This is a genomic window from Kaistella flava (ex Peng et al. 2021) (assembly GCF_015191005.1).
In the GTDB taxonomy this organism is placed as follows: Bacteria; Bacteroidota; Bacteroidia; order Flavobacteriales; family Weeksellaceae; genus Kaistella; species Kaistella flava.
In genome coordinates, this window is the sequence record NZ_CP040442.1 from 2768001 (window position 1) to 2787939 (window position 19939).

Annotated in this window: 18 protein-coding genes; 6 read left to right on the forward strand and 12 right to left on the reverse strand. The window is 35.3% G+C overall.

Going from position 1 to position 19939, the window contains the following annotated elements; all coding sequences use genetic code 11:
• Positions 1–26: 26 nt before the first annotated feature.
• The 4 genes from Q73A0000_RS12345 to Q73A0000_RS12360 all read right to left on the reverse strand — a co-directional run bounded on the left by Q73A0000_RS12345 (position 27) and on the right by Q73A0000_RS12360 (position 4526).
• On the reverse strand, positions 27–662 hold the full coding sequence (locus tag Q73A0000_RS12345; protein ID WP_193811236.1) for a 50S ribosomal protein L25/general stress protein Ctc: 636 nt from the start codon (positions 660–662) through the stop codon (positions 27–29).
• A 48-nt stretch (positions 663–710) separates the two neighbouring features.
• Positions 711–1649, reverse strand: coding sequence for a ribose-phosphate pyrophosphokinase (locus tag Q73A0000_RS12350; RefSeq protein ID WP_193811237.1), 939 nt, complete (start codon positions 1647–1649; stop codon positions 711–713).
• 92 nt (positions 1650–1741) lie between these two features.
• Complete coding sequence (locus tag Q73A0000_RS12355; RefSeq protein WP_193811238.1) at positions 1742–3280, reverse strand: G-D-S-L family lipolytic protein; 1539 nt, start codon at positions 3278–3280, stop codon at positions 1742–1744.
• Between the two features lie 13 nt (positions 3281–3293).
• Positions 3294–4526: an OmpP1/FadL family transporter gene (locus Q73A0000_RS12360; RefSeq protein WP_193811239.1), complete on the reverse strand. Its 1233-nt coding sequence runs from the start codon at positions 4524–4526 to the stop codon at positions 3294–3296.
• Positions 4527–4914: 388 nt separating this feature from the next.
• Here Q73A0000_RS12360 and Q73A0000_RS12365 point away from each other — a divergent pair, with 388 nt between their 5' ends.
• From Q73A0000_RS12365 to Q73A0000_RS12385, 5 genes are all read left to right on the forward strand, one after another.
• The gene (locus Q73A0000_RS12365) at positions 4915–6222 is read left to right on the forward strand and encodes a stage 0 sporulation family protein (RefSeq protein ID WP_193811240.1); all 1308 of its coding nucleotides are present in this window, start codon (positions 4915–4917) and stop codon (positions 6220–6222) included.
• Positions 6215–6679: a gliding motility lipoprotein GldH gene (locus Q73A0000_RS12370; RefSeq protein WP_410504115.1), complete on the forward strand. Its 465-nt coding sequence runs from the start codon at positions 6215–6217 to the stop codon at positions 6677–6679. The genes Q73A0000_RS12365 and Q73A0000_RS12370 overlap by 8 nt, the downstream gene beginning before the upstream one ends.
• A gap of 8 nt (positions 6680–6687) precedes the next feature.
• A complete protein-coding gene (locus Q73A0000_RS12375; RefSeq protein ID WP_193811242.1) occupies positions 6688–9069 on the forward strand; it encodes a penicillin-binding protein 1A in 2382 nt (793 codons plus the stop codon).
• Positions 9070–9144: 75 nt separating this feature from the next.
• Positions 9145–10689, forward strand: a complete 1545-nt coding sequence (locus Q73A0000_RS12380) for a protein adenylyltransferase SelO (RefSeq protein WP_193811243.1) — start codon at positions 9145–9147, stop codon at positions 10687–10689.
• 12 nt (positions 10690–10701) lie between these two features.
• Positions 10702–11994, forward strand: coding sequence for a DUF6080 domain-containing protein (locus tag Q73A0000_RS12385; protein ID WP_244140740.1), 1293 nt, complete (start codon positions 10702–10704; stop codon positions 11992–11994).
• Between the two features lie 254 nt (positions 11995–12248).
• On the opposite strand, the gene Q73A0000_RS12390 is transcribed toward Q73A0000_RS12385, so the two are convergent.
• From Q73A0000_RS12390 to Q73A0000_RS12425, 8 genes are all read right to left on the reverse strand, one after another.
• Positions 12249–13619, reverse strand: a complete 1371-nt coding sequence (locus Q73A0000_RS12390) for a tetratricopeptide repeat protein (RefSeq protein ID WP_193811244.1) — start codon at positions 13617–13619, stop codon at positions 12249–12251.
• Between the two features lie 52 nt (positions 13620–13671).
• Positions 13672–13968 (reverse strand): type II toxin-antitoxin system RelE/ParE family toxin, encoded by a 297-nt coding sequence (locus Q73A0000_RS12395; protein WP_193811245.1) that lies wholly within the window; start codon positions 13966–13968, stop codon positions 13672–13674.
• The gene (locus Q73A0000_RS12400) at positions 13965–14183 is read right to left on the reverse strand and encodes a hypothetical protein (RefSeq protein ID WP_193811246.1); all 219 of its coding nucleotides are present in this window, start codon (positions 14181–14183) and stop codon (positions 13965–13967) included. The genes Q73A0000_RS12395 and Q73A0000_RS12400 overlap by 4 nt, the downstream gene beginning before the upstream one ends.
• A gap of 34 nt (positions 14184–14217) precedes the next feature.
• Complete coding sequence (glmM, locus tag Q73A0000_RS12405) at positions 14218–15600, reverse strand: phosphoglucosamine mutase (protein ID WP_193811247.1); 1383 nt, start codon at positions 15598–15600, stop codon at positions 14218–14220.
• A gap of 172 nt (positions 15601–15772) precedes the next feature.
• Complete coding sequence (locus Q73A0000_RS12410; protein WP_193811248.1) at positions 15773–15922, reverse strand: hypothetical protein; 150 nt, start codon at positions 15920–15922, stop codon at positions 15773–15775.
• Positions 15922–17958, reverse strand: coding sequence for a ferrous iron transport protein B (feoB, locus tag Q73A0000_RS12415; protein WP_193811249.1), 2037 nt, complete (start codon positions 17956–17958; stop codon positions 15922–15924). The genes Q73A0000_RS12410 and feoB overlap by 1 nt, the downstream gene beginning before the upstream one ends.
• 37 nt (positions 17959–17995) lie before the next feature.
• On the reverse strand, positions 17996–18250 hold the full coding sequence (locus Q73A0000_RS12420; RefSeq protein WP_193813721.1) for a ferrous iron transport protein A: 255 nt from the start codon (positions 18248–18250) through the stop codon (positions 17996–17998).
• A 140-nt stretch (positions 18251–18390) separates the two neighbouring features.
• On the reverse strand, positions 18391–19281 hold the full coding sequence (locus tag Q73A0000_RS12425) for a GLPGLI family protein (protein ID WP_193811250.1): 891 nt from the start codon (positions 19279–19281) through the stop codon (positions 18391–18393).
• 122 nt (positions 19282–19403) lie between these two features.
• On the opposite strand from Q73A0000_RS12425, the gene Q73A0000_RS12430 reads away from it, so the two are divergent.
• Positions 19404–19901: a DinB family protein gene (locus tag Q73A0000_RS12430; protein WP_193811251.1), complete on the forward strand. Its 498-nt coding sequence runs from the start codon at positions 19404–19406 to the stop codon at positions 19899–19901.
• Positions 19902–19939 lie beyond the last annotated feature (38 nt).

The window sequence follows — 19939 nt, forward strand, 5'->3', positions numbered from 1 at the left end:
GGACTTTGATATAAATAAGTTTAGATTTACTCTGCACTTGTTTCTTCTGTAGCTGGAACATCTTCTTCTGGAGTTTCTTCTTCATCTTCGTCATCAATTGCCACACCACCTTTGGCTGCAGTTCTTGACATTTTAACAGCAACTACTACTGCATTCGCTGGATGTACGAAAGTAAATCCTTCTGTTTTGATATCACCAACGTAAAGTTTACCACCAATTTTAAGTGGAGTAACATCTACTACGATTTCGTCTGGCAAGTTTCCTGGGATCGCTTTTACTTTCAATTTTCTGAAAGATTGTCTCATTGCACCACCGGCAACAACACCTTTTGAACGTCCTGTAAGTCTTACTGGAACTTCCATCACTACAGGTTTGTCATCTGACAACTGATAGAAATCAGCGTGTAAGATTTTGTCTGTTAATGGGTGGAATTGGATGTCTTGAAGTACGGCAGGAATAGTTTTTCCGTCAACTTCAATAGATACCGTGTGTGCTTCAGGAGTATATACCAAACCTTTGAAAGATTTTTCTGTAGCAGAAAAATTTAAAGTTTCGGCACCTCCGTAAACAACACAAGGAACTAATTCAGCATCACGTAAAGCTTTAGTAGACTTCTTGCCCACGCTTTCTCTTTTTGTACCTTGAATTGTAATTGATTTCATTATAATATATTAAAAAATTTTAAGGATGCAAAGATATAAATTATTATTTTAAATAATGAATTTATCGCTTATTGATTTGTTCTCGTGAACCATTTTCATCACATCTGCAAAGAGTTGTGCACAAGACAACACTTTAATTTTTGATGACAATTCGGTTTTGATTGGAATAGTATCAGTTACAATAACTTCTGAAAGTTTTGAATTCTGAATGTTTTCATACGCTTTTCCTGAAAGTACTCCGTGTGTTGCCATTGCACGAACACTTTTCGCTCCGTTAGCCATCAGAATGTCAGCTGCTTTGCAAAGAGTTCCTGCCGTGTCAATCATGTCATCAATAAGGATTACATTTCTTCCTTCAACATGACCAATCAAAAACATTTCTTCAACAACGTTTGCTTTTTTTCTTTCTTTGTAAGCGATTACCACTTCTGCACCGAGGTGACTTGCATAATTTTTAGCTCTTTTCGCTCCACCCATATCCGGTGATGCGATGGTAAGATCTTCTAAATTTAACCGTTTGATGTAATCGATAAAGATTGTGGAAGCATACAAATGATCTACCGGAATTTCGAAGAATCCCTGAATTTGATCTGCATGCAAATCCATGGTCATGATTCTGGTTGCTCCTGCAGCGGTAAGAAGGTTTGCGACTAACTTAGCTCCGATAGGTGCTCTGGGCTGGTCTTTACGATCTTGTCTTGCCAAACCGTAGTAAGGTAAAACTACCGTGATGCTTTTTGCAGATGCTCTTTTAGAAGCATCAATCATGAGTAGTAACTCAAGAAGATTGTCTGCTGGTGGAAAAGTGGATCCAATCAAAAAAACCCGTCCACCACGAACAGATTCATCTAATACGGGCTCGAACTCCCCATCACTAAATTCCTGGAAATTAATTTTCCCCATTTCTTGCCCATAGAATTGAGCAATCTCTTCCGCCAAAACTTTACTGGTTCTGGTAGAGAATAAATAACTTGCCTGATCAGCCATTTTTACTTTTTTTTAGATGTGCAAATTTAAAAAAATAAAACCACTCGAAGAATTCAAGTGGTTTTAAGTTTAATCATTTTTTTTAATAATCATTATGGGAAAGTTATTCCCTGATAGCTATTCACGTTTACCATTGGTAAATTTGATTTATACTTTAGATTAATCACTCTTAAAAATTCATTAGCGATTAAAGCATATCCTCTTCCTGTAAGGTGAACACCATCTAGTGAGAATGTTCCTCCAGTTACAAAACTTGCGGTGTATTTTACTCCGTCAAATTGAATTCCAGATACTTTCGAAAGCTCAACCAATTTAGCATTTGCGTCTACATAGGCCAATCCTTTTGCAGTTGCAATAGATTTAATAGAAGCATTATAAGCTGCAGTTGCTGTTAAGACTTTTGCAGTTTCTTTTTCCGTTAATACATATTGATTAGCCATTGGATAAGAAATCCCATTCACATTAATGCTTGCTGGCGCTCCTGCAACGGTAGTTCCGATTGCAGAACTGGCTGTTAAAAGAACAAGATCTTTTGAAGTTGCCTGTCTAGCACGACCGTAAATCTGACCAAAAGCTGCAGCTGTTGGAGCTCCTAAAGAAGGAGTTAATGCCGCGGTAAGTTGTGCAGAAAGATCTGTTAAATCAGTATCCAAAATTAAAATTGGATTTGCTGATGTAGCAGAAAGTAAATTAATTCTAGACCCAGCTCCAAAAGCTGTAAGCGCTTGTTTTAACGGACCATATAGACTCGCGTTCAACGCTGTAATATTAGCTCCTAACAATGCTGGCGTTAATGGGTTATAAGGTACAGTTGTAAAATATGGAATTGAAGTTACATTAGGAATATTTGCAATAACTCCTTTTGCACCATTTGCTGTTAAAGCAGATACATATCCATTAATTACCGAAGCAACTACACCTGGATCTGTAATATCGTTTCCACCATAAGTTGCTGGATTTAAGTTACCTGTTTGATCAACACCTGAACCTCCACTTGTTGCATAAGAAAGAACATCGTTATTTCCAATCCAAAGTGAGAAGAATGTTGGCGCTTGCGCAACAGCATCACCAATCACAGAAGCATTTGGACCAGTCGCAAATCTTACAAAGTAAGGGTTTGCCGCTCCTGTTGCTAATCCTGCTGGATTACCGTATCCATTAATCCCTAAGTGGAATGACTTCGCACCTGTAACACCCATATTATTGAACATCTTACCAGCACCACCGATCATATCCAAATCCCCTCCTGGAGCACTGGGCGTAGGTGACAAAGAACCATTAACTACTTTTAGAGTCAGTTTTCCGTAGAAATCTTTTCCTCCTGAAGCAGCAAATAAACTTGTAAATCCACCAACATTATTTGGCATCATTGGCTGTACAAAATCTCCACCACCGGCAAGCTTCATTTGCTGAGCCATAATCGAAGGGAAAGATTGCAACTGTCCGTCGCTATATAAAGCACCATCTCTAAAACCTGAGGTCAAAGAGTTTCCTATAGACACAAATTTTGTAAAGTTAGCCTCACCATTAGTCACAACTACACTACTTACGTCAGTATCAAAGTCGGTTTTACAACTTACTGTGGACAAAAGTGCCGCAACAGCAATAGTTGAAATTAGTATTTTTTTCATAATCTATTAATTCTTAAAATGCGTTATATGATAAACCTAAACCAAAGTAATATGCTTTAGCTTTAGCTTGCCCGTAGAAATTATAATAAGCGTTTTTCACGTCTCTTGGCATCTGGAAGTTATAAGCTCCTGCTAAATCAATCCCAAAGTTATTCCACTTGTAACCAATACCTCCTGTAATTACATTCGCATTGAAAGAAGGAGTATCAGGAATAAAATGCTCATCAGTATAAGGTGATTCATCATGATAATAACCAATTCTTCCTGCCAATTTATCGGTAATCATATATTGTGTTCCAATTCTCCAAGTTTGTGTACTGTGGAAATCTTTAGGAGAAACCAAAACAGTAGGATCACTTGGTGGGCCCACTTTAGCGTTTTCAAAATCCAAAGTTAACTTGTTGTATCGCTGCCAACCTGCATAATTAAAATCTCCAGACACTAACCACTTCGGTGTAATCTTGTAAGTTAGTCCAATTGTATATTCATCTACCAAAGGTAAAACAGCTTTAAATTTATCTTGACCATTAGCATCTAAACCAATCGTTGAAAATAAACTCGAAGAAACATTAAAAGTAGCAATTCCTTCATCCGCCTTCATGTCAACAGGTGAACGGTAAGCAATACTCACGTCTAAATTCTCAGTTGGTCTTAAATAAAATCCTAAACCGAATCCAGTTCCTGAAGCTTTGCTATCATTAATATTTATACTTCCTCCTAATTGCGTAACCGATTTATCCCAATCTACAGATCCTTTAGCATAAATAAAACTACCACCTACCGAAGCCCATGGCGCTAATTTAAAAGAAACCATTGGTTGAAAATAGAAAGCTTTCAATTCAATTTTCTGTACCATTTCGCTTCCAGCCCAATTTTTACCCCAATCGATTGTACTTCCGAATGGTGTAGAGAAATTGAAACCTACCGAAACATTATCTACAATCTTATAGGCAACCGCCGCATAAATCGGGGTTCCCAAAGGATTATCTGTCTTGTAAGATTGCAAAGTTGAAAGATTCTGATACTCAACCTCTGCGTTGATTCCGAATCCACCCGCAGCGACACTTAATCTATTTGGAATAAAAGACATCCCAGCTGGATTGAAGAATGTCACACTCGCATCTTCAACATGAGCACTTGTATGAGCCATTGCCAATTGCTTTACGCCTTGTAAAGAAACCCTAAAGCCTCCCGCATAAGCAAGAACGCCGGCCAACAATGCTGTTGTTACAACTATTTTTTTCATAAAATCATTATTTATGTCCCAAATATAAAATTATTTTTTAAACAAATGTTAATTATTCATAATATATTTTAAACAAATGCTATTTTACGCCTAATGTTTAATTTTATTAACACTCATAACCATTACTAAATCTTTTATTATTAAGTGTTTATCAGAAAATAAAACTAAAAATAGTAATGCCGTTTAAATTAAATGAAATCAATAAAATGGAAATGAATTTTAATTTTTAAATTATATGATTTGCATAATAACAGTTAAAACATTGAATAATTCATAAATTAAATCGCTGTTTTTATATAATTAAAAAATCCCTACTGTTAAATTAGCGTACATTGAAATATACAAAAAAAATTATAGTAAATTTGCAACATATAACAAAAATATAAATATGAGTTGTGGATGTAAAACATCCGGCGATTCGTCCCATTCATGCGGAACAAAATCCGCGAATGGCTGTGGAAGTGTAGATACTTGCGGGAATAGCTATAAATTAAGCGTTTTCGATTGGCTCTCGAATATTAATAATCCATCTCAATCTCAAACAGATTTTGTGGAAGTAAGATTCAAGAACGATCGCAAATTTTTTTATAAAAACGTCAATAAATTACCGCTTCATATGGGAAGCGTCATCACAGTAGAATCTAGTCCGGGTCACGATATAGGTGTAGTAAGCCTCACAGGAGAATTGGTGAAAATTCAGATGAAAAAGAAAAACATCTCTGAAGATAACCCTCTAAAAATTTACCGATTAGCCAACCAAAAAGATATTGAGGTTTGGCAAGATGCCAGAGGAAAAGAAGAAAGTGTAAAAATTCAAGCCAGAAAGATTGCCTACGCGCTTAATCTTGAAATGAAAATCACCGATGTTGAATATCAGGGTGATGGCACGAAGGTTACGTTCTTTTATACCGCAGAAACGCGTGTAGATTTCCGACAGTTGATTAAAGAATTTGCTTCTTTATTCAGAACCAAAATCGATATGAAACAAATCGGTTTCCGCCAGGAAGCTGCAAAAGTTGGAGGTATCGGTTCTTGTGGAAGAGAATTGTGTTGTTCAACCTGGTTAACCGATTTCCGATCTGTAAATACCAATGCAGCACGTTATCAGCAGCTGAGTATTAATCCTCAGAAATTAGCTGGACAATGTGGAAAACTGAAATGCTGTCTGAACTACGAACTCGATAGCTATTTAGATGCATTAAGTGATTTCCCATCTTCATCAACTACGCTTGATACGGAGAAAGGAAAAGCTTTCTGTATTAAAATTGACGTTTTCAAAAAGAGAATGTGGTTCGCTTATGCAGATCATTCTATGGCTTGGTATGATTTGGATGTTCAGGATGTCAAAAAAATGATTGCCAAAAATAAAAAAGGCGAGAAAGCACAACCTTTAGAAGATGTAAAAGTTCTTGATGCTCCTGTAAAATCAGTAGATTTAATTCAGGAAAATAATATGGACCGCTTTGAAAGAAGAGGTAAAGGTCCCGGCAAAAATCAAAATAAGAGAAAACCGAATAACCAACAAAAGCAAGAGAACAAACCTGCAGTAAATCAAGGCGAAAAAAGAAAAAGAATTTCCGAAAAGCCAACTGACAAACCAGTTGATAAACCTGCACAGCCCAATGCGAAGTCGCCTCAACAAAAGCCAAAAAACTTTAAAAAGAAACCTCAGCCAAAACGTGATGACAATGCATAAGATAATGGGTGCTTTTTTCGTTTTGTTTTTTCTTGCCAGTTGTAACAATGATTCGGAAGAAGTGTTGATGAATAACCTCAACGGAAAATGGAATAAAAAAACCGAACAGAAATTTGACTTTAAAGTAACGGATGCTCAAAATCCAAAAAATATTATATTTGTTGTAAGAAATAACAATGATTATCCATATAGTAATATCAGGCTGATTGTTAATTTTTTGGATGGGCAAACGAAAAAGAAAAGTACAGATACGCTTAATTATATTTTGGCAGAACCGAACGGCGCCTGGATTGGAAAAGGTTTCGGCGATACCAAAGAAATTCTTTTTCAATATAAATTAGATTATAAATTTCCAGCAAACGGTGATTATTCCATCGGAATTATTCAAGCGATGAGAAATGATAACCTCCCCGGAATTGAAGATATTGGCGTAAAAATAGAAACGGCAAAACCGTAAACTTATTTATGGAAAACACACAGAACAAAGGAAGTAAACCACAACAAAAGTTTCCACTTCCTCCAAAAAAAGTCAAAAATACTGGCTGGAAAAAATGGGTGAAATTCGTATGGGCTGCACTAATTCTCTTAATTGTAGGAATAGCAGCTGTATTCTTTGCAGTGTCCCAAGGATTTCTTGGCGATATGCCCGATGTGAAAGAACTTGAAAATCCAGATATTTATGTAGCTTCCGAAATTTATTCTTCGGATGGAAAAATACTGGGCAAATTTGAAAAAGAAAAAACTCAACCTGTTACCTACAAAGAATTACCTCCTTATTTAATCTATGCTTTACAGGCAAAAGAAGATGAGCGATTTAAGGAACATTCAGGAATTGATTTACAATCGGTTGCTCGTGCTGTTGCTTTTGGTGGTAAAAGAGGTGGTGGTTCTACCATTACTCAGCAATTAGCGAAACTATTATTTACAGGTACTGCGTCGCAAAATAGCGTGCAAAGATCTTTTCAAAAATTAAAAGAATGGGTAGTTGCTGTAAGTTTAGAAAAGCGTTATACCAAAGAGGAAATCATTACTCTTTATTTCAACAAATTTGATTTTGTAAATAACGCCAACGGAATCGAAATGGCGTCGCGAATTTATTTTAATAAAAAGGCTTCCCAATTGACTTTACCCGAAGCAGCAATGTTTGTAGCAATGCTTGAAGCGCCAGTTGCAAACAATCCGATGCGAAATCCTGAAAGGGCAAAACGCAGAAGAGATGTTGTATTGGAGCAAATGCTGAAAACGGGTTATCTGGATCAGGCAACATATGAAAAAGCATTAGCAACTCCTATTGCTGTTGACTATCATCCTGTTAAATCAATTGATGAAGGTTACTCAGCCTATTACAAGTATTATTTAAGAAAAGAAATCGAGAGCTACATTAAAGACTATGAAAAGAAAACCGGTAAGACTTTAAATTTATTTAAAGATGGTTTGAAAATTTATACTACGCTGGATTCCAAAATGCAAACTTATGCTGAAGAGGCAATTAAAGAGCATTTAACGGATCTGCAAAGTAGATTTGATGCTGAGCAAAGAGGAAGAAAGCAAAGACCTTTCTATAAAATTAATGATGCTCAGATCAGCTCTATCATGCTTAGTGCGATGAAGAGAACTGGAAGATACAAGCAATTAAAAAATGCAGGTGTTCCAGAGGACTCGATTATGCTTGACTTTAAAAAACCTATAAAAACTTCCAGATTTACTTGGAAAGGTGAGGAAGAAGTTGAAATGTCTCCTTGGGATTCTATCCGTTATCACAAGCAAATTGCGCAAGCAGGATTAATGTCGATGGTTCCCGGAACTGGAGAAATTAAAGCTTGGGTTGGTGGAATTAACTGGCAGCATTTTCAATACGATCATATCAAGCAAGGGAAAAGACAGGTTGGTTCAACTTTCAAACCTTTTGTTTATGCTACGGCAATTATGAAATTAGGAATGACACCATGTTCGACTGTATCCAATGCTACTTATACTAAAGGATCATGGAGCGTGAGAGGTAGTGGTGGAATGCTGACATTGCGAAATGCTTTAGCACAATCTCAAAACGCGGTCGCAGTACGATTAATTGAAATGACAGGTGTTAAAAGCGTAATACAAACGGCTAGAGATTTAGGAGTAACCGAAGAAATTCCGAATGAATATGCAGTGGCCTTAGGTTCATCAGATATTACGATATTCGAAATGCTGGGTGCTTATAGTACTTTTGCCAATTATGGGAATTATATTAAACCTGAAATGATCTGGAGAATTGAAGATGCCAATGGACGGGTTATTAAAGAGGTAAAACCAGTCACCAAAGAAGTGATGAACGAATTATACGCTTACACCATGATCGATCTGATGAAAGGCGTTGCAGAATTCGGGACAGCTTCAGGTGAACTAGGAAGAAGAGGCGTTGCCAAAGGAATTGAAATCGCAGGTAAAACAGGAACGACACAAAATAACTCCGACGGTTGGTTTATGGGAATTACACCGAATCTCGCCACAGGTGTTTGGGTTGGCTGGGAAGATCGAGCAACTCACTTCTATGGAACAGGTGAAGGACAAGGTGCGAAAATGGCCTTACCAATTTGGGCAATCTATATGAAGAAAGTTTGGGCAGATAAAGAATTAGGAATTTCTCCTGAAGACAAATTTGTTAAACCTTCTGGCTGGACAGGTGGTTGCGGCGATCTACAAGGACTTGGAGGATATGGCGATGACGGAGGTTTACAAACCATTGATGAAATCAAAAATCCGACAGTTGCAGAACCCTTGAATCCAAACAAAAAATCTCCTGCAAAAAAAGAAGATAATGTTAATGAAAATATCAATACCGGCGACGATATCGATTTTAACAAATAACATCAATCTATATAATAAATGGAAAACATCCTTTCAATCTTTTGGAAGGATGTTTTTTTTAGCGAACTTTGAATCATGAATTTAGACCAAATCACTCAACAATATTTAACGCTTTTTCCTGGTGATCTTTCTGGAAACCCAATGCAAAGGCAAACTCCTAAAGTTTTATCTTCAACTACGGAAATTGCTCATTTTGAAAATCCTGACCTGATTATATTTAATGAAAAACTATCCGAGGAAATTGGCTTAGGAACAATTGAAAAGCAAGAAGACAAAGACTTTCTAAATGCAAAATTTCTTCCGACCAATATGAAAACTTATTCAACTGCTTACGCTGGACATCAGTTTGGAAATTGGGCAGGTCAACTTGGTGATGGTCGCGCAATTTTCGCTGGTGAGATTAAAAACACTCAAGGTTCAAAATCCGAAATCCAATGGAAAGGTGCCGGCGCAACTCCATATTCTCGACATGCTGATGGACGGGCAGTTCTTCGTTCTTCCGTTCGGGAATATCTTATGAGTGAAGCGATGTATCATTTGGGGATTCCAACGACTCGTGCTTTATCACTTTCGTTTAGCGGAGAACAAGTTGTACGAGATATTTTGTACGACGGAAATGCTGCTTATGAAAAAGGTGCAGTGATGACCAGAACCGCTCCAAGCTTTTTAAGATTTGGACATTTCGAATTGCTTTCTGCTCAAGGTGAAACTGAGACTTTAAAAGAACTTGCCGACTTTGCTATTGAAAATTATTTTCCAGAAATCGATATTAGTAGTCCAGATAAATATGCTGAATTTTTCAAAACAATAGCAAACAAAACTGCTGACATGATTGTGGATTGGTTTCGCGTAGGATTTGTTCATGGCGTTATGAATACTGATAACATGTCGATTCTAGGCTTAACGATTGATTATGGACCGTTTTCTTTCTTAGATGAGTATGATTTGAATTTCACACCAAATACAACCGATTTACCAGGTCGCAGATATGCTTTTGGAAATCAGGCAAAAATCGCACAATGGAATCTTTGGCAATTGGCCAACGCTTTATTTTCTTTAATTAAAGACGAATCCAAACTGGAAAAGATCCTTAATGATTTCAACACCACTTTTTGGATCAAACATGATGAAATGATGGCGAAGAAATTCGGATTTGATCAAGTTCAGGAAGGTGATGATGAACTGTTTACGAATGCGCAACAGCTCATGCAGGATTTAAAAATCGATTATACGTTGTTTTTTAAACAGTTAGAAACCTATTCTGAAAACATTGATTTTAAAGTTCATTTTAAAGAAGTATTTTATTCAAGAACGACAGAAGAGCAATTTGAAAAATTAAAAGATTTCCTTACTCTTTATCAAAATCGATTAACGAAAAACAGCATTTCAAAAACAGATTCTTTAACGTTAATGAATACCACCAATCCGAAATTTATCTTGAGAAACTATTTACTTTTCGAATGCATCAATGAATTGAATGAAGGAAAGAAAGATTTACTAAACAAACTTTTAACCGCTTTAGAAAATCCTTACGAAGAAATCTACCCCGAATTTTCTGTAAAGAGACCGAATGAATATGATGGCCAAACCGGCTGCTCTACCCTTTCCTGTAGTTCTTAAAATTCCTTACTTTTGCCGAAATTAATTACCTTGAATTTGAAACAAAAATTTACAGATTTTCTGAAAACTGTTTTCCCGGAAACAAAATTCGAATTGTTTTTATTTCTGCTGTTCCTTACTGCTTATGGTATTTTGGGAACTGCGATTGCGTTGAATTATCGAATTATTTTTGATAACCGAATTCCGTGGGACGCTTATTTCAGTTTTGATAACCGAGCGATTGTAATGACTGGTGGCGGCTTTGAAAGACATCCTTTGGCAAACTATTTTTTCAATTGGATTCGCGAATTTGCTTATCTGTTTTCAAATGGGAAGAAAGATGAAACCTTTAGACTTGTTTTGGCTTGGTGCAGCAACTTGGCAGTGAGTTTAAGTTTAGTTCAGATTTATAAATATTTAAAGAATATCATTACATTACCAAAAAAGATTTCGGTATTAATACTATTCTTTTTCTCCTTTTTCAGCACACCAATTTTACTTTCTTTCACGCCGGAAACGTATACTTACACCTTATTATTTTTGGTTTTGTTTAATTATTATGCAGCTTTAAAAATCAGAAAAGAAGAAAAAATTCCTGCAACTGCTTTGGCTTTAGCAGCACTTTCAATCGGAGGCTTAACCATTACTAATATTGTTAAAGTTTATATTCCGCTTCTGTTTGAAAAGAACGTTTTTAGAAACTGGCGAAAATTTGGAAATCTCGTTTTACGCGTTTTGATTTCCGTTTCAGTTTTTGTTTTACTATTTCTATATCGACTGGATTTTAAGTTTTTAAACTTTTTAAATAAATCTAGTGAACAGTACGAGAAGTTTTCTAATCCAAAAGTGACACCGATTTGGGACATGATTGCGTCGTGGTTTTTCGGCGGAAATATGCTTTTCAGTGGATTCGTCATTAAAGATTATCACAATAAAAAAGGATTTCAATACAAAGCACTTTTCATGGATGTTTATACTTCCTGGATTCCGTATGTATTTGTAGCAACGGTTTTACTACTTGTATTATGGAGTTTCGTAAAAAACTTTAAAAACAAATTCGTGCAGATTTTAATGATTTCTTTTTTAGTAGATATTGTGATTCACTGCGTTTTAAAATTTGGACTTCACACTTCTTACATTTACGGCGGACATTTTATATTTGTCGTCCCGTTGCTTCTTGGCTGGCTTTTTTACGGCTATAAAGATTCACCGAAAACACTTTCTTTTCTTTATGTTACGGTTTCTGTATTGTTCTTTTATTTGGCAATTAACAATGTTTTCAGAATGGTTGAGTTTTTCAACTTCCTGGAAATGTATTATCGATAAACATTTTTAGAAATCTAAATCTTCATTAAACACATTAGTCACATAAGTTTTTAGTTAAATGAAAAGATCAAATCAGTTCTAGAAAGAGGCAATTCCGAAGGAAATCTTAATCTTCTTAACTCCTTAATCATGAACTTAATGGTGAAAAAAATTACTTTATTTCATCTCAAGATATCTTTATTTTTTGCAACTAACTTATCAATTTAAAACAAAAAAAAACGCACTTCACAGTGCGTTTTCGATTTATAAGAGACTTACTTTTTTTTGGTTTTTACTTTATCCACTTCATCTTTTAGGAAAGGATATTTTTGCTGCATATCTTCCAGCAATTGTGGATCAAGCTCCAGGGCTTTTGCCAGTACCGATCTTCCCTTTCTAGTATTATTCAGCTGGAAATAACAGTTGCTTAACTGATAAAATAATTCGGCTCTGTTATGCATTTTTGTAGCGGCAATTAGGACTGTTACAGCCTCTTCAAATTCACCAATCAACATCAGGACTTCTGAATACGCATACCAATTGTAGAAACGCGTTGGTTCAAAATCGACTAACCTTTTTAAGCACGCCAAACTCTCTTCAAATTTCCCACCTTCAATATATAAAAAGGCAAGTCTTTTCTGATAATCCAGATTACCTTCATTCAGAGAAACTGCTTCTTTTGCAAAATGCAAAGCTTCTTTCATTCCGCCCATTTCTTCATAAACGTAGGATTGCTCCATCATTGACAAATAAAACTGAGGATCATCCCGCAACGATTTTTGAAATGAATTTAAGGCTAAAACTGGTTGCTTATTTTCTTTGTAACACAAACCAATTTTATAAAAAGTAAATGATTTGGTATATTCTAAAGCCAGCATTTCTTCATAGACTTCAACAGCTTTTAACCACTCGCCCATCGCTTCATAACACGCCGCTTTATTGGCATAAACTCCGACCGATTGCGGATTAATCGCCAACAAATAATCAAAGCCTTTAATCGCTTCTTCGTATTTCTTTTTATTAAAGTAAAACTGTCCGTATTCGTACCAAGCTGTTTCTGAGAAAGCAAACTTGTCCAAATAACCATTCAAGAACTCGATGGCTTCATCACTTCTCTTCAATTGGTTATAACAGAACATGACATTCTCTAAGGAATATTCATCTTGCGGATCAAAATTCAAAGCCAATTTATAGTGCTTTAAGGCATTGAATGGATCTTCTAAATTCACAAATTCATCAGCGATGAAATTATGTAGAAAGTTTTCTTCTTCTTCTAATTCTAATCCTTTTTCACAATACTCAATTGAACGTCTTGGGTTTCCAAGATTCGAATAATATTTTGCACAGCAAACCAGGAAATCTGTATGATCCATACAAGATTCCTTCAGTTCAGTCATCAATTCTTTAGCTTCGGAATATTTTTCTAATTCCAAAAGAACTTCGAATTGCTTAATTTTTAAATCAAGGGAATTAGGGTGAATTTTCAACCCATATTTTGTTGCCATATCGGCAAAGGAGATATCCCCCATTTCGAGATAATAGATAATAATCTCTTCATACTCTTCGGTTTCGAAGTAGAATTCATCATTATTCTCAACCATTGCTTCGAACTTTTCTACCAGTTCGTTTTCAAAAAATTCTTCCAATATATTGTTGTTTTTTTCTCTACCTATTTATAATTAGATATGAAAGAGTTTTTTAATTAATTTTTAAGTTGCCTGGATCTCGTCTGTTATCAAAGAATGATAATACTTTAATTTCATCATCCATTAATTTATAGAAAAGAGAAAAATTCTCTAAAATTAAAACTCTTCTGATTTTTTTAATTTTACTTTCCTCACCAATGTAACTTTGTGACCTTACTAAATTGATCATTCTAAAAATTTCATCAAGAATTTTTTCTGAGTATACATTAGAATTATTGTTAAGAGCCCAATAATCATAAACCTCATTTAATTCTTTACTGGCTTTTACGGACCAACTTACTTTTTTCATCTTCCAAAAGATTTCATAACTTCTTCATGTGAAATTACTCTTCCTTCTTCGATATCTTTCAATCCCATTTCGATAGAATTTTTTTCAGCATCTGAAAGTTCATTCCACCAATCCTTTTCTACAGTATCTTCGACAAAATCGACCTCAATTGCTTTGAGAATCGCTTTTATTTTTTCAGATTCTTTCTTGTTTTTGGGGTTTATAGTTATTGTCATGACTCAAATTTGAAATAAAGTTAATGAATTTTGATTAAATCAAACTTCTTATTTTCTCTATCATTTGATCTCCCAAATTATCGGCTTCTTCCTGAGAAAATGCTTCGGTGTAAATTCTGATAATCGGTTCCGTATTTGATTTTCTTAAATGTACCCAATTATTTTCAAAATCTATTTTTACACCATCAATTGTGGAAATATCTTCTGTTTGATACTCTTTTTCCATTTTAGTTAAAAGCGAATCAACATCGATATCAGGAGTTAATTCAATTTTCTTTTTACCCATGAAATAACTTGGATAAGTCGCTCTCAATTCGGAAACTGTTTTGTTTTCTTTCGCTAAATGCGTTAAGAACAATGCAACGCCTACCAAAGAATCACGACCATAATGCAGTTCCGGATAGATAATTCCACCATTTCCTTCACCACCAATTACGGCGTTTTTTTCTTTCATTAAAGTCACTACATTCACTTCTCCAACAGCGCTGGCAAAATATTCAGAATCTAAATTACGGGCAACATCTCTTAAAGCACGACTTGAAGAAAGGTTAGAAATCGCAGCACCTTTTTGATGTCTCAAAAGATAATCAGCCACGGCAACCAAAGTATATTCTTCACCGAAAAGTTCGCCCTTTTCATCGACCAAAGCCAAACGGTCCACATCGGGATCAACGACGATTCCTACATCAGCTTTCTCGGTTTTCATCAATTCGCAGATATCACCTAAATGCTCTTTTAAAGGTTCTGGATTGTGTGGAAAATGACCGTTGGGTTCGCAATATAATTTCACGACTTCACAGCCTAATTCTTCCAATAATTGTGGAATAGCGATTCCGCCTGTTGAATTTACGGCATCAACAACGACTTTAAATTTCTTTGCTTTAATGGCTTCAGCATCGACCATTGGTAAATCCAGAATCTTTTGAATATGAATATCAAAACCATCATCTCTGGTTTCGTATTTTCCTAAATCATCAACTTCAGCGTAATCGAAGTCTTGACTTTCTGCTAAAGCTAAAACTTCAGTACCGTTTTCGCCAGTAATGAATTCACCTTTTTCATTTAATAATTTTAACGCGTTCCATTGTTTTGGATTGTGAGAAGCAGTAAGAATAATTCCACCATCTGCATTCAATTCAGGAACCATCACCTCAACAGTTGGAGTTGTAGAAAGTCCTAAATCAACCACATGAATTCCTAATCCCTGCAAAGTTGCAGTTACTAATGAATTCACCATTGAACCGGAGATTCTTGCATCACGACCAACGACTAAGGTCAAATCTTTTTTATTTTTATTATTCTGAAGCCAGGTTCCAAAAGCGGAAGTAAATTTTACCACATCAAGCGGCGTTAAGTTTTCATCAACTTTACCACCGATGGTTCCGCGGATTCCTGATATAGATTTTATTAAAGCCATAAACTGCAATTTATTATATGATTTTCAAGAACAAATAAGTTCTCGAAACTTCTGATTTTTCAATCTGCAAAAATACGAATAAAATGGGAGAAGTACTTATAGAAAAAAAGTATACTTAAAATCTAATTGCAAATTAGATTATTGATTATAAGTAGTTTACGTTAAATAACGATTAACAGCAATCTCTATCGCAACCAGGTTTATATCTCTTTTTAAATTTCTTAGAACTAAAATTTTTAGCAATGATTTTAAATAAAGAAAAACCTGCAACCAAAACGATTACAGCGACAATAACGTATTGAATAATAAGTGAATCATCCATTATTTTAATATTTGATAGACAATTAAAGAAGCAATATAAGCCAAGCCCGACATGCCGAAGAGTTGCGCCATGGTCCATTTCCAGGATTTGGTTTCTCTATATACAACGGCCAAAGTAGAAACACATTGCATCGCAAATGCATAAAAGAATAAGATGGAAACTCCAGTTGCGAAACTGTAAATTGGCTCACCATTTGGTTTTTTATCATTTCGCATTTTATCGATGATTTTACCTTCTGGTGCTTCGTCATCTAAACTATACAACGTTGACATTGTTCCTACAAACACTTCTCTCGCTACAAAACTTGTTAAAATCCCAACGCCCATTTTCCAGTCGTAACCTAAAGGTGCAATTACTGGCTCAATGGATTTTCCCATTTTTGCGAGATAAGAGTGATCTAATTTAACATCGGTAGCAACGAATTCTTCCTTGTTTTGAGTTGGTCCGATATAACTGAAAAACCAAATCACGATACTAAAGAAGAAAATAATTTTACCCGCTCCGGTGATAAATTCCCAAACTTTACCGAGTACGATTTTAAAATCATATCCGAAAAGAGGCATTTTATAAGAAGGCAAATCCATTACCAAAAAGGATTTAGCATTGCTTTTAATGATTTTTTTAAGAATTAATGAAGCCATTAATGAAGTGAAAAAACCAAGGAAATACATCGCCATTAATGCAATAGCCTTATAACTGATTCCAATAAAATATTTATCAGGAATAATTAGGCCAATGATAATACTGTAAACCGGAAGTCTCGCAGAACACGTCATAAACGGCGTTACCAAAATGGTAATCAACCTTTCTTTTACATTCTCGATATTTCTTGTGGACATAATCGCCGGAATCGCACAAGCCGTTCCTGAGACCAGTGGCACAATACTTTTTCCGTTCAAACCAAACGGACGAAGAAATCGGTCCATTAAAAATATAACTCTCGCCATATAACCAGAATCTTCGAGCAGATAAAGGAAATAAAGTAAAATTCCAATTTGTGGCGCGAAAACCATAATCCCACCAAGTCCCGGAATAATCCCATTGGCGATAAGTGAATTAATCGGTCCAGCCGGAAGATATTCATTCGCAGAAATAGACAGCCACAAGAAGAAATCTGAAATCCAGTTCATCGGATATTCTGCTAAAAAGAAAACACTTTGGAAAATAATTAGTAAAATCAATCCGAAGATCACATATCCCCAGAATTTATGAACTAAAACTTTGTCTAACTTTTCAGTTAGCAATTCTTTGAACTGCGGTTTTTTAGAAAGAACCTTAGAAATTATTTTGTCAATTTCCTGATATCTTCTAATCGTTTCTTGAGTCTGTAATCTTTTAGGAACCAAACATTTAACCTCATCATTATTCAACTGCTCTTTAACAGATTCCAGTTTTCCTAAATAGGTATCTGAAGAAAGTAAAGTCCAGACTTTATATTGATTTTCTTCTTTTGTTTCTGCTAAAATTTTAAAAACCAAACCTTTGTGCTCAGTCGGAATATCGAAAGAAACGGTTTCAGATCTGGTAAAATTTCCCTTATTAATTTGGGCACGCAATTCTTCAATTCCTTGATTTTCTTTGGCGTTTGCCTGTAAAACAGTAACGTTTAATTCTTTTGAAAGTTGCTCAATATCAATATTGATTCCGCGTCTTTCGGCTTGGTCAATTTGATTAACAACTAATAAAATAGGAATTCCTAAATCCTGAATTTGCTGGAAAAGAAGCAAACCTCTTTTGATGCTTAATGCTTCTAAAATATAGACAACGCCCGAATAGTGATTTTGCTCCTCTACCAAAAATTTTGATAAAATCGCTTCATCTTCGGAACTCGGGTAAATGCTGTAAGAACCAGGCAAATCGACAACTTCTACGTTTTCGCCCTGGTAATCGTAATCGCCAGAATGGCTTGCTACGGTAACTCCGGCGTAATTCCCGGTTTTTTGCTTTTTGTTACAAAGTAAATTAAAGACGGTAGATTTCCCTACGTTGGGATTTCCTACCAATAGGATTTGTTTTTTCTTGTTTGAAGTGTTCATTCTTCGCTCGATCTAATTTGAGATTGATCGTGATTGTTTAAGATAAACTTTCCACGATGATAAACTGCGCTTCTTCTTCGCGAAGGGCAATTCTGCTTTTTTCGTCACCAAACTCTATATACATTGGCCCTTTGAATGGCGCCTGGTACAGGATTTTAAAAACGGTTTCTGGGAGCAGACCCATTTCAATAATTTTATTGGGCATTCTGAGGTCGTCATTTTCATAACCCAAAATTTTCCCCGATTTATTTCTGGGAAAACAGCATAATTTATTTGATTTATCTCCTTTCAACACTAAAATTTTGAAGTGCAAATATACTCTATTTAAATTTAATCTAAATAAGGAATCATCTCAAAATGACTTGAATCATAAAAAACCCCGAAACAAAATCTGTTTCGAGGCTCGAAAATATAACTTAGTGTTAATGAATGTTATTTTTTTGTCTTTGAAGCGGGAACTTCAATAGGATTATCGTTCGCATTAAAGAAGTCATTCAGCATTTTTTCTTGTTGTTTCACCATTTGGCCAATCGTTAAATCACTTCCTGGAATTTTTTGCGACATCACTTCAGAAGTTAAATAAGGTCTTGCTGTTGCCATCGGGTCTTTCTTAAAGTCACCAAAAGTTTTTTCAAACTTATCACGGGAAACTTCTACTACTTTTCCACCATCTCCACCTGGAGAAACAGATTCTAAGTAAGTGCTTTCTTTAAAGTTTTCTACTTTTTTATTTCCTTTTAATTCCCAGGAATAGTTATTTGCATCATCAGTAACTTTAACAATTAAACCAGGTAAACCATAGAATTTATACGGTCCATCTTGCAAAGGAATATCGGTAGTAAACCAAGCGGTCCATTTTCTACCTCCGTATTCTGTAGTTGCTTTTTGGGTATTGTAAGCACCAATTTTTTCTTTTCCACTTTGGATTTTCCAATCAAATTTTACGTCTTCATTATAACCAATATTCATTGGTGTAAAACCATTAGCAACACGATCGGTATACTGAACTTTCATGCCTGGATAAAACTTATAAATTTTCTCCGAAAACTTCGGCATCGTTACGCTTTTAGAAATATCTTTGAATGCTCCCGCTTTCTGCATCGCTTCAACTTGAATTTTAAGAATAGAATCCTGCGCCAATAATGTATAATCTCTATAAATGGATTTGTCTTTTACAACATCCAAAACGGTCATTACTTTATCTAATTTTGTTGAATCTTTCTTTGGCTTAAAAGTCAATTCATAAAAAAATCGGTTGGCTGTTTCCTGTGCATTTAAAGCAAAAAAAGCAGTGAATGCCAAGACTGTAAAAATTTTTTTCATAATAATCTATTTATACCATTAGTTATCCTATTCTCAAATTTGTTACAGATTTTATGAATATTTTAATATTTGTTTAAGATAAAAATGAGCTTCATCCGACTACCTTTACTAAAACAAAAAATATGGAAAGCTTACCCAACCTTAGAAAAGAATTTGATGAGGAATATGAAACTACCAAAAAATTCTTTGATCTTTATCCAGAAGGAAAAAACGATTATCGACCTCACGAAAAGAGCATGAAGATGATGCCTCTCGCAACCCATGTTGCAGAAATTTTCGGCTGGCCAGAAACGATTATGAAAACCGACAAATTAGATTTTGCAGCCGGTGATTATAAACCCACCATTCTAAACTCTAAAGCAGAATTGCAGCAAAAATTTGAAGAAGATTACCAAAAAACCAAGGATACACTCGAACATACAAGCGAACAAGATTTAAGTGGAAGATGGTCTATGAATATGGGAGAAAAAGTTATTGCAGAATACACCAAATACAGTGCAATGCGACATGCGCTGAATCAAATTACCCATCACAGAGCCCAGCTAGGCGTTTATTATAGATTAAACGACATTCCGGTGCCGGGAAGTTATGGTCCAAGTGCAGATGAACAAAGCTTTTAGTTTTAGGAAATAATAATCCCACCTTAGAAATAAAGTGG

What these genes read in the sequence shown, in the direction of transcription:
- Q73A0000_RS12345 (WP_193811236.1), bottom strand. Translation starts at nt 662, where the DNA reads ATGAAATCAATTACAATTCAAGGTACAAAAAGAGAAAGCGTGGGCAAG.
- Q73A0000_RS12350 (WP_193811237.1), bottom strand. Translation starts at nt 1,649, where the DNA reads ATGGCTGATCAGGCAAGTTATTTATTCTCTACCAGAACCAGTAAAGTT.
- Q73A0000_RS12355 (WP_193811238.1), bottom strand. Translation starts at nt 3,280, where the DNA reads ATGAAAAAAATACTAATTTCAACTATTGCTGTTGCGGCACTTTTGTCC.
- Q73A0000_RS12360 (WP_193811239.1), bottom strand. Translation starts at nt 4,526, where the DNA reads ATGAAAAAAATAGTTGTAACAACAGCATTGTTGGCCGGCGTTCTTGCT.
- Q73A0000_RS12365 (WP_193811240.1), top strand. Translation starts at nt 4,915, where the DNA reads ATGAGTTGTGGATGTAAAACATCCGGCGATTCGTCCCATTCATGCGGA.
- Q73A0000_RS12370 (WP_410504115.1), top strand. Translation starts at nt 6,215, where the DNA reads ATGCATAAGATAATGGGTGCTTTTTTCGTTTTGTTTTTTCTTGCCAGT.
- Q73A0000_RS12375 (WP_193811242.1), top strand. Translation starts at nt 6,688, where the DNA reads ATGGAAAACACACAGAACAAAGGAAGTAAACCACAACAAAAGTTTCCA.
- Q73A0000_RS12380 (WP_193811243.1), top strand. Translation starts at nt 9,145, where the DNA reads ATGAATTTAGACCAAATCACTCAACAATATTTAACGCTTTTTCCTGGT.
- Q73A0000_RS12395 (WP_193811245.1), bottom strand. Translation starts at nt 13,968, where the DNA reads ATGAAAAAAGTAAGTTGGTCCGTAAAAGCCAGTAAAGAATTAAATGAG.
- Q73A0000_RS12400 (WP_193811246.1), bottom strand. Translation starts at nt 14,183, where the DNA reads ATGACAATAACTATAAACCCCAAAAACAAGAAAGAATCTGAAAAAATA.
- glmM (WP_193811247.1), bottom strand. Translation starts at nt 15,600, where the DNA reads ATGGCTTTAATAAAATCTATATCAGGAATCCGCGGAACCATCGGTGGT.
- Q73A0000_RS12410 (WP_193811248.1), bottom strand. Translation starts at nt 15,922, where the DNA reads ATGGATGATTCACTTATTATTCAATACGTTATTGTCGCTGTAATCGTT.
- feoB (WP_193811249.1), bottom strand. Translation starts at nt 17,958, where the DNA reads ATGAACACTTCAAACAAGAAAAAACAAATCCTATTGGTAGGAAATCCC.
- Q73A0000_RS12425 (WP_193811250.1), bottom strand. Translation starts at nt 19,281, where the DNA reads ATGAAAAAAATTTTTACAGTCTTGGCATTCACTGCTTTTTTTGCTTTA.
- Q73A0000_RS12430 (WP_193811251.1), top strand. Translation starts at nt 19,404, where the DNA reads ATGGAAAGCTTACCCAACCTTAGAAAAGAATTTGATGAGGAATATGAA.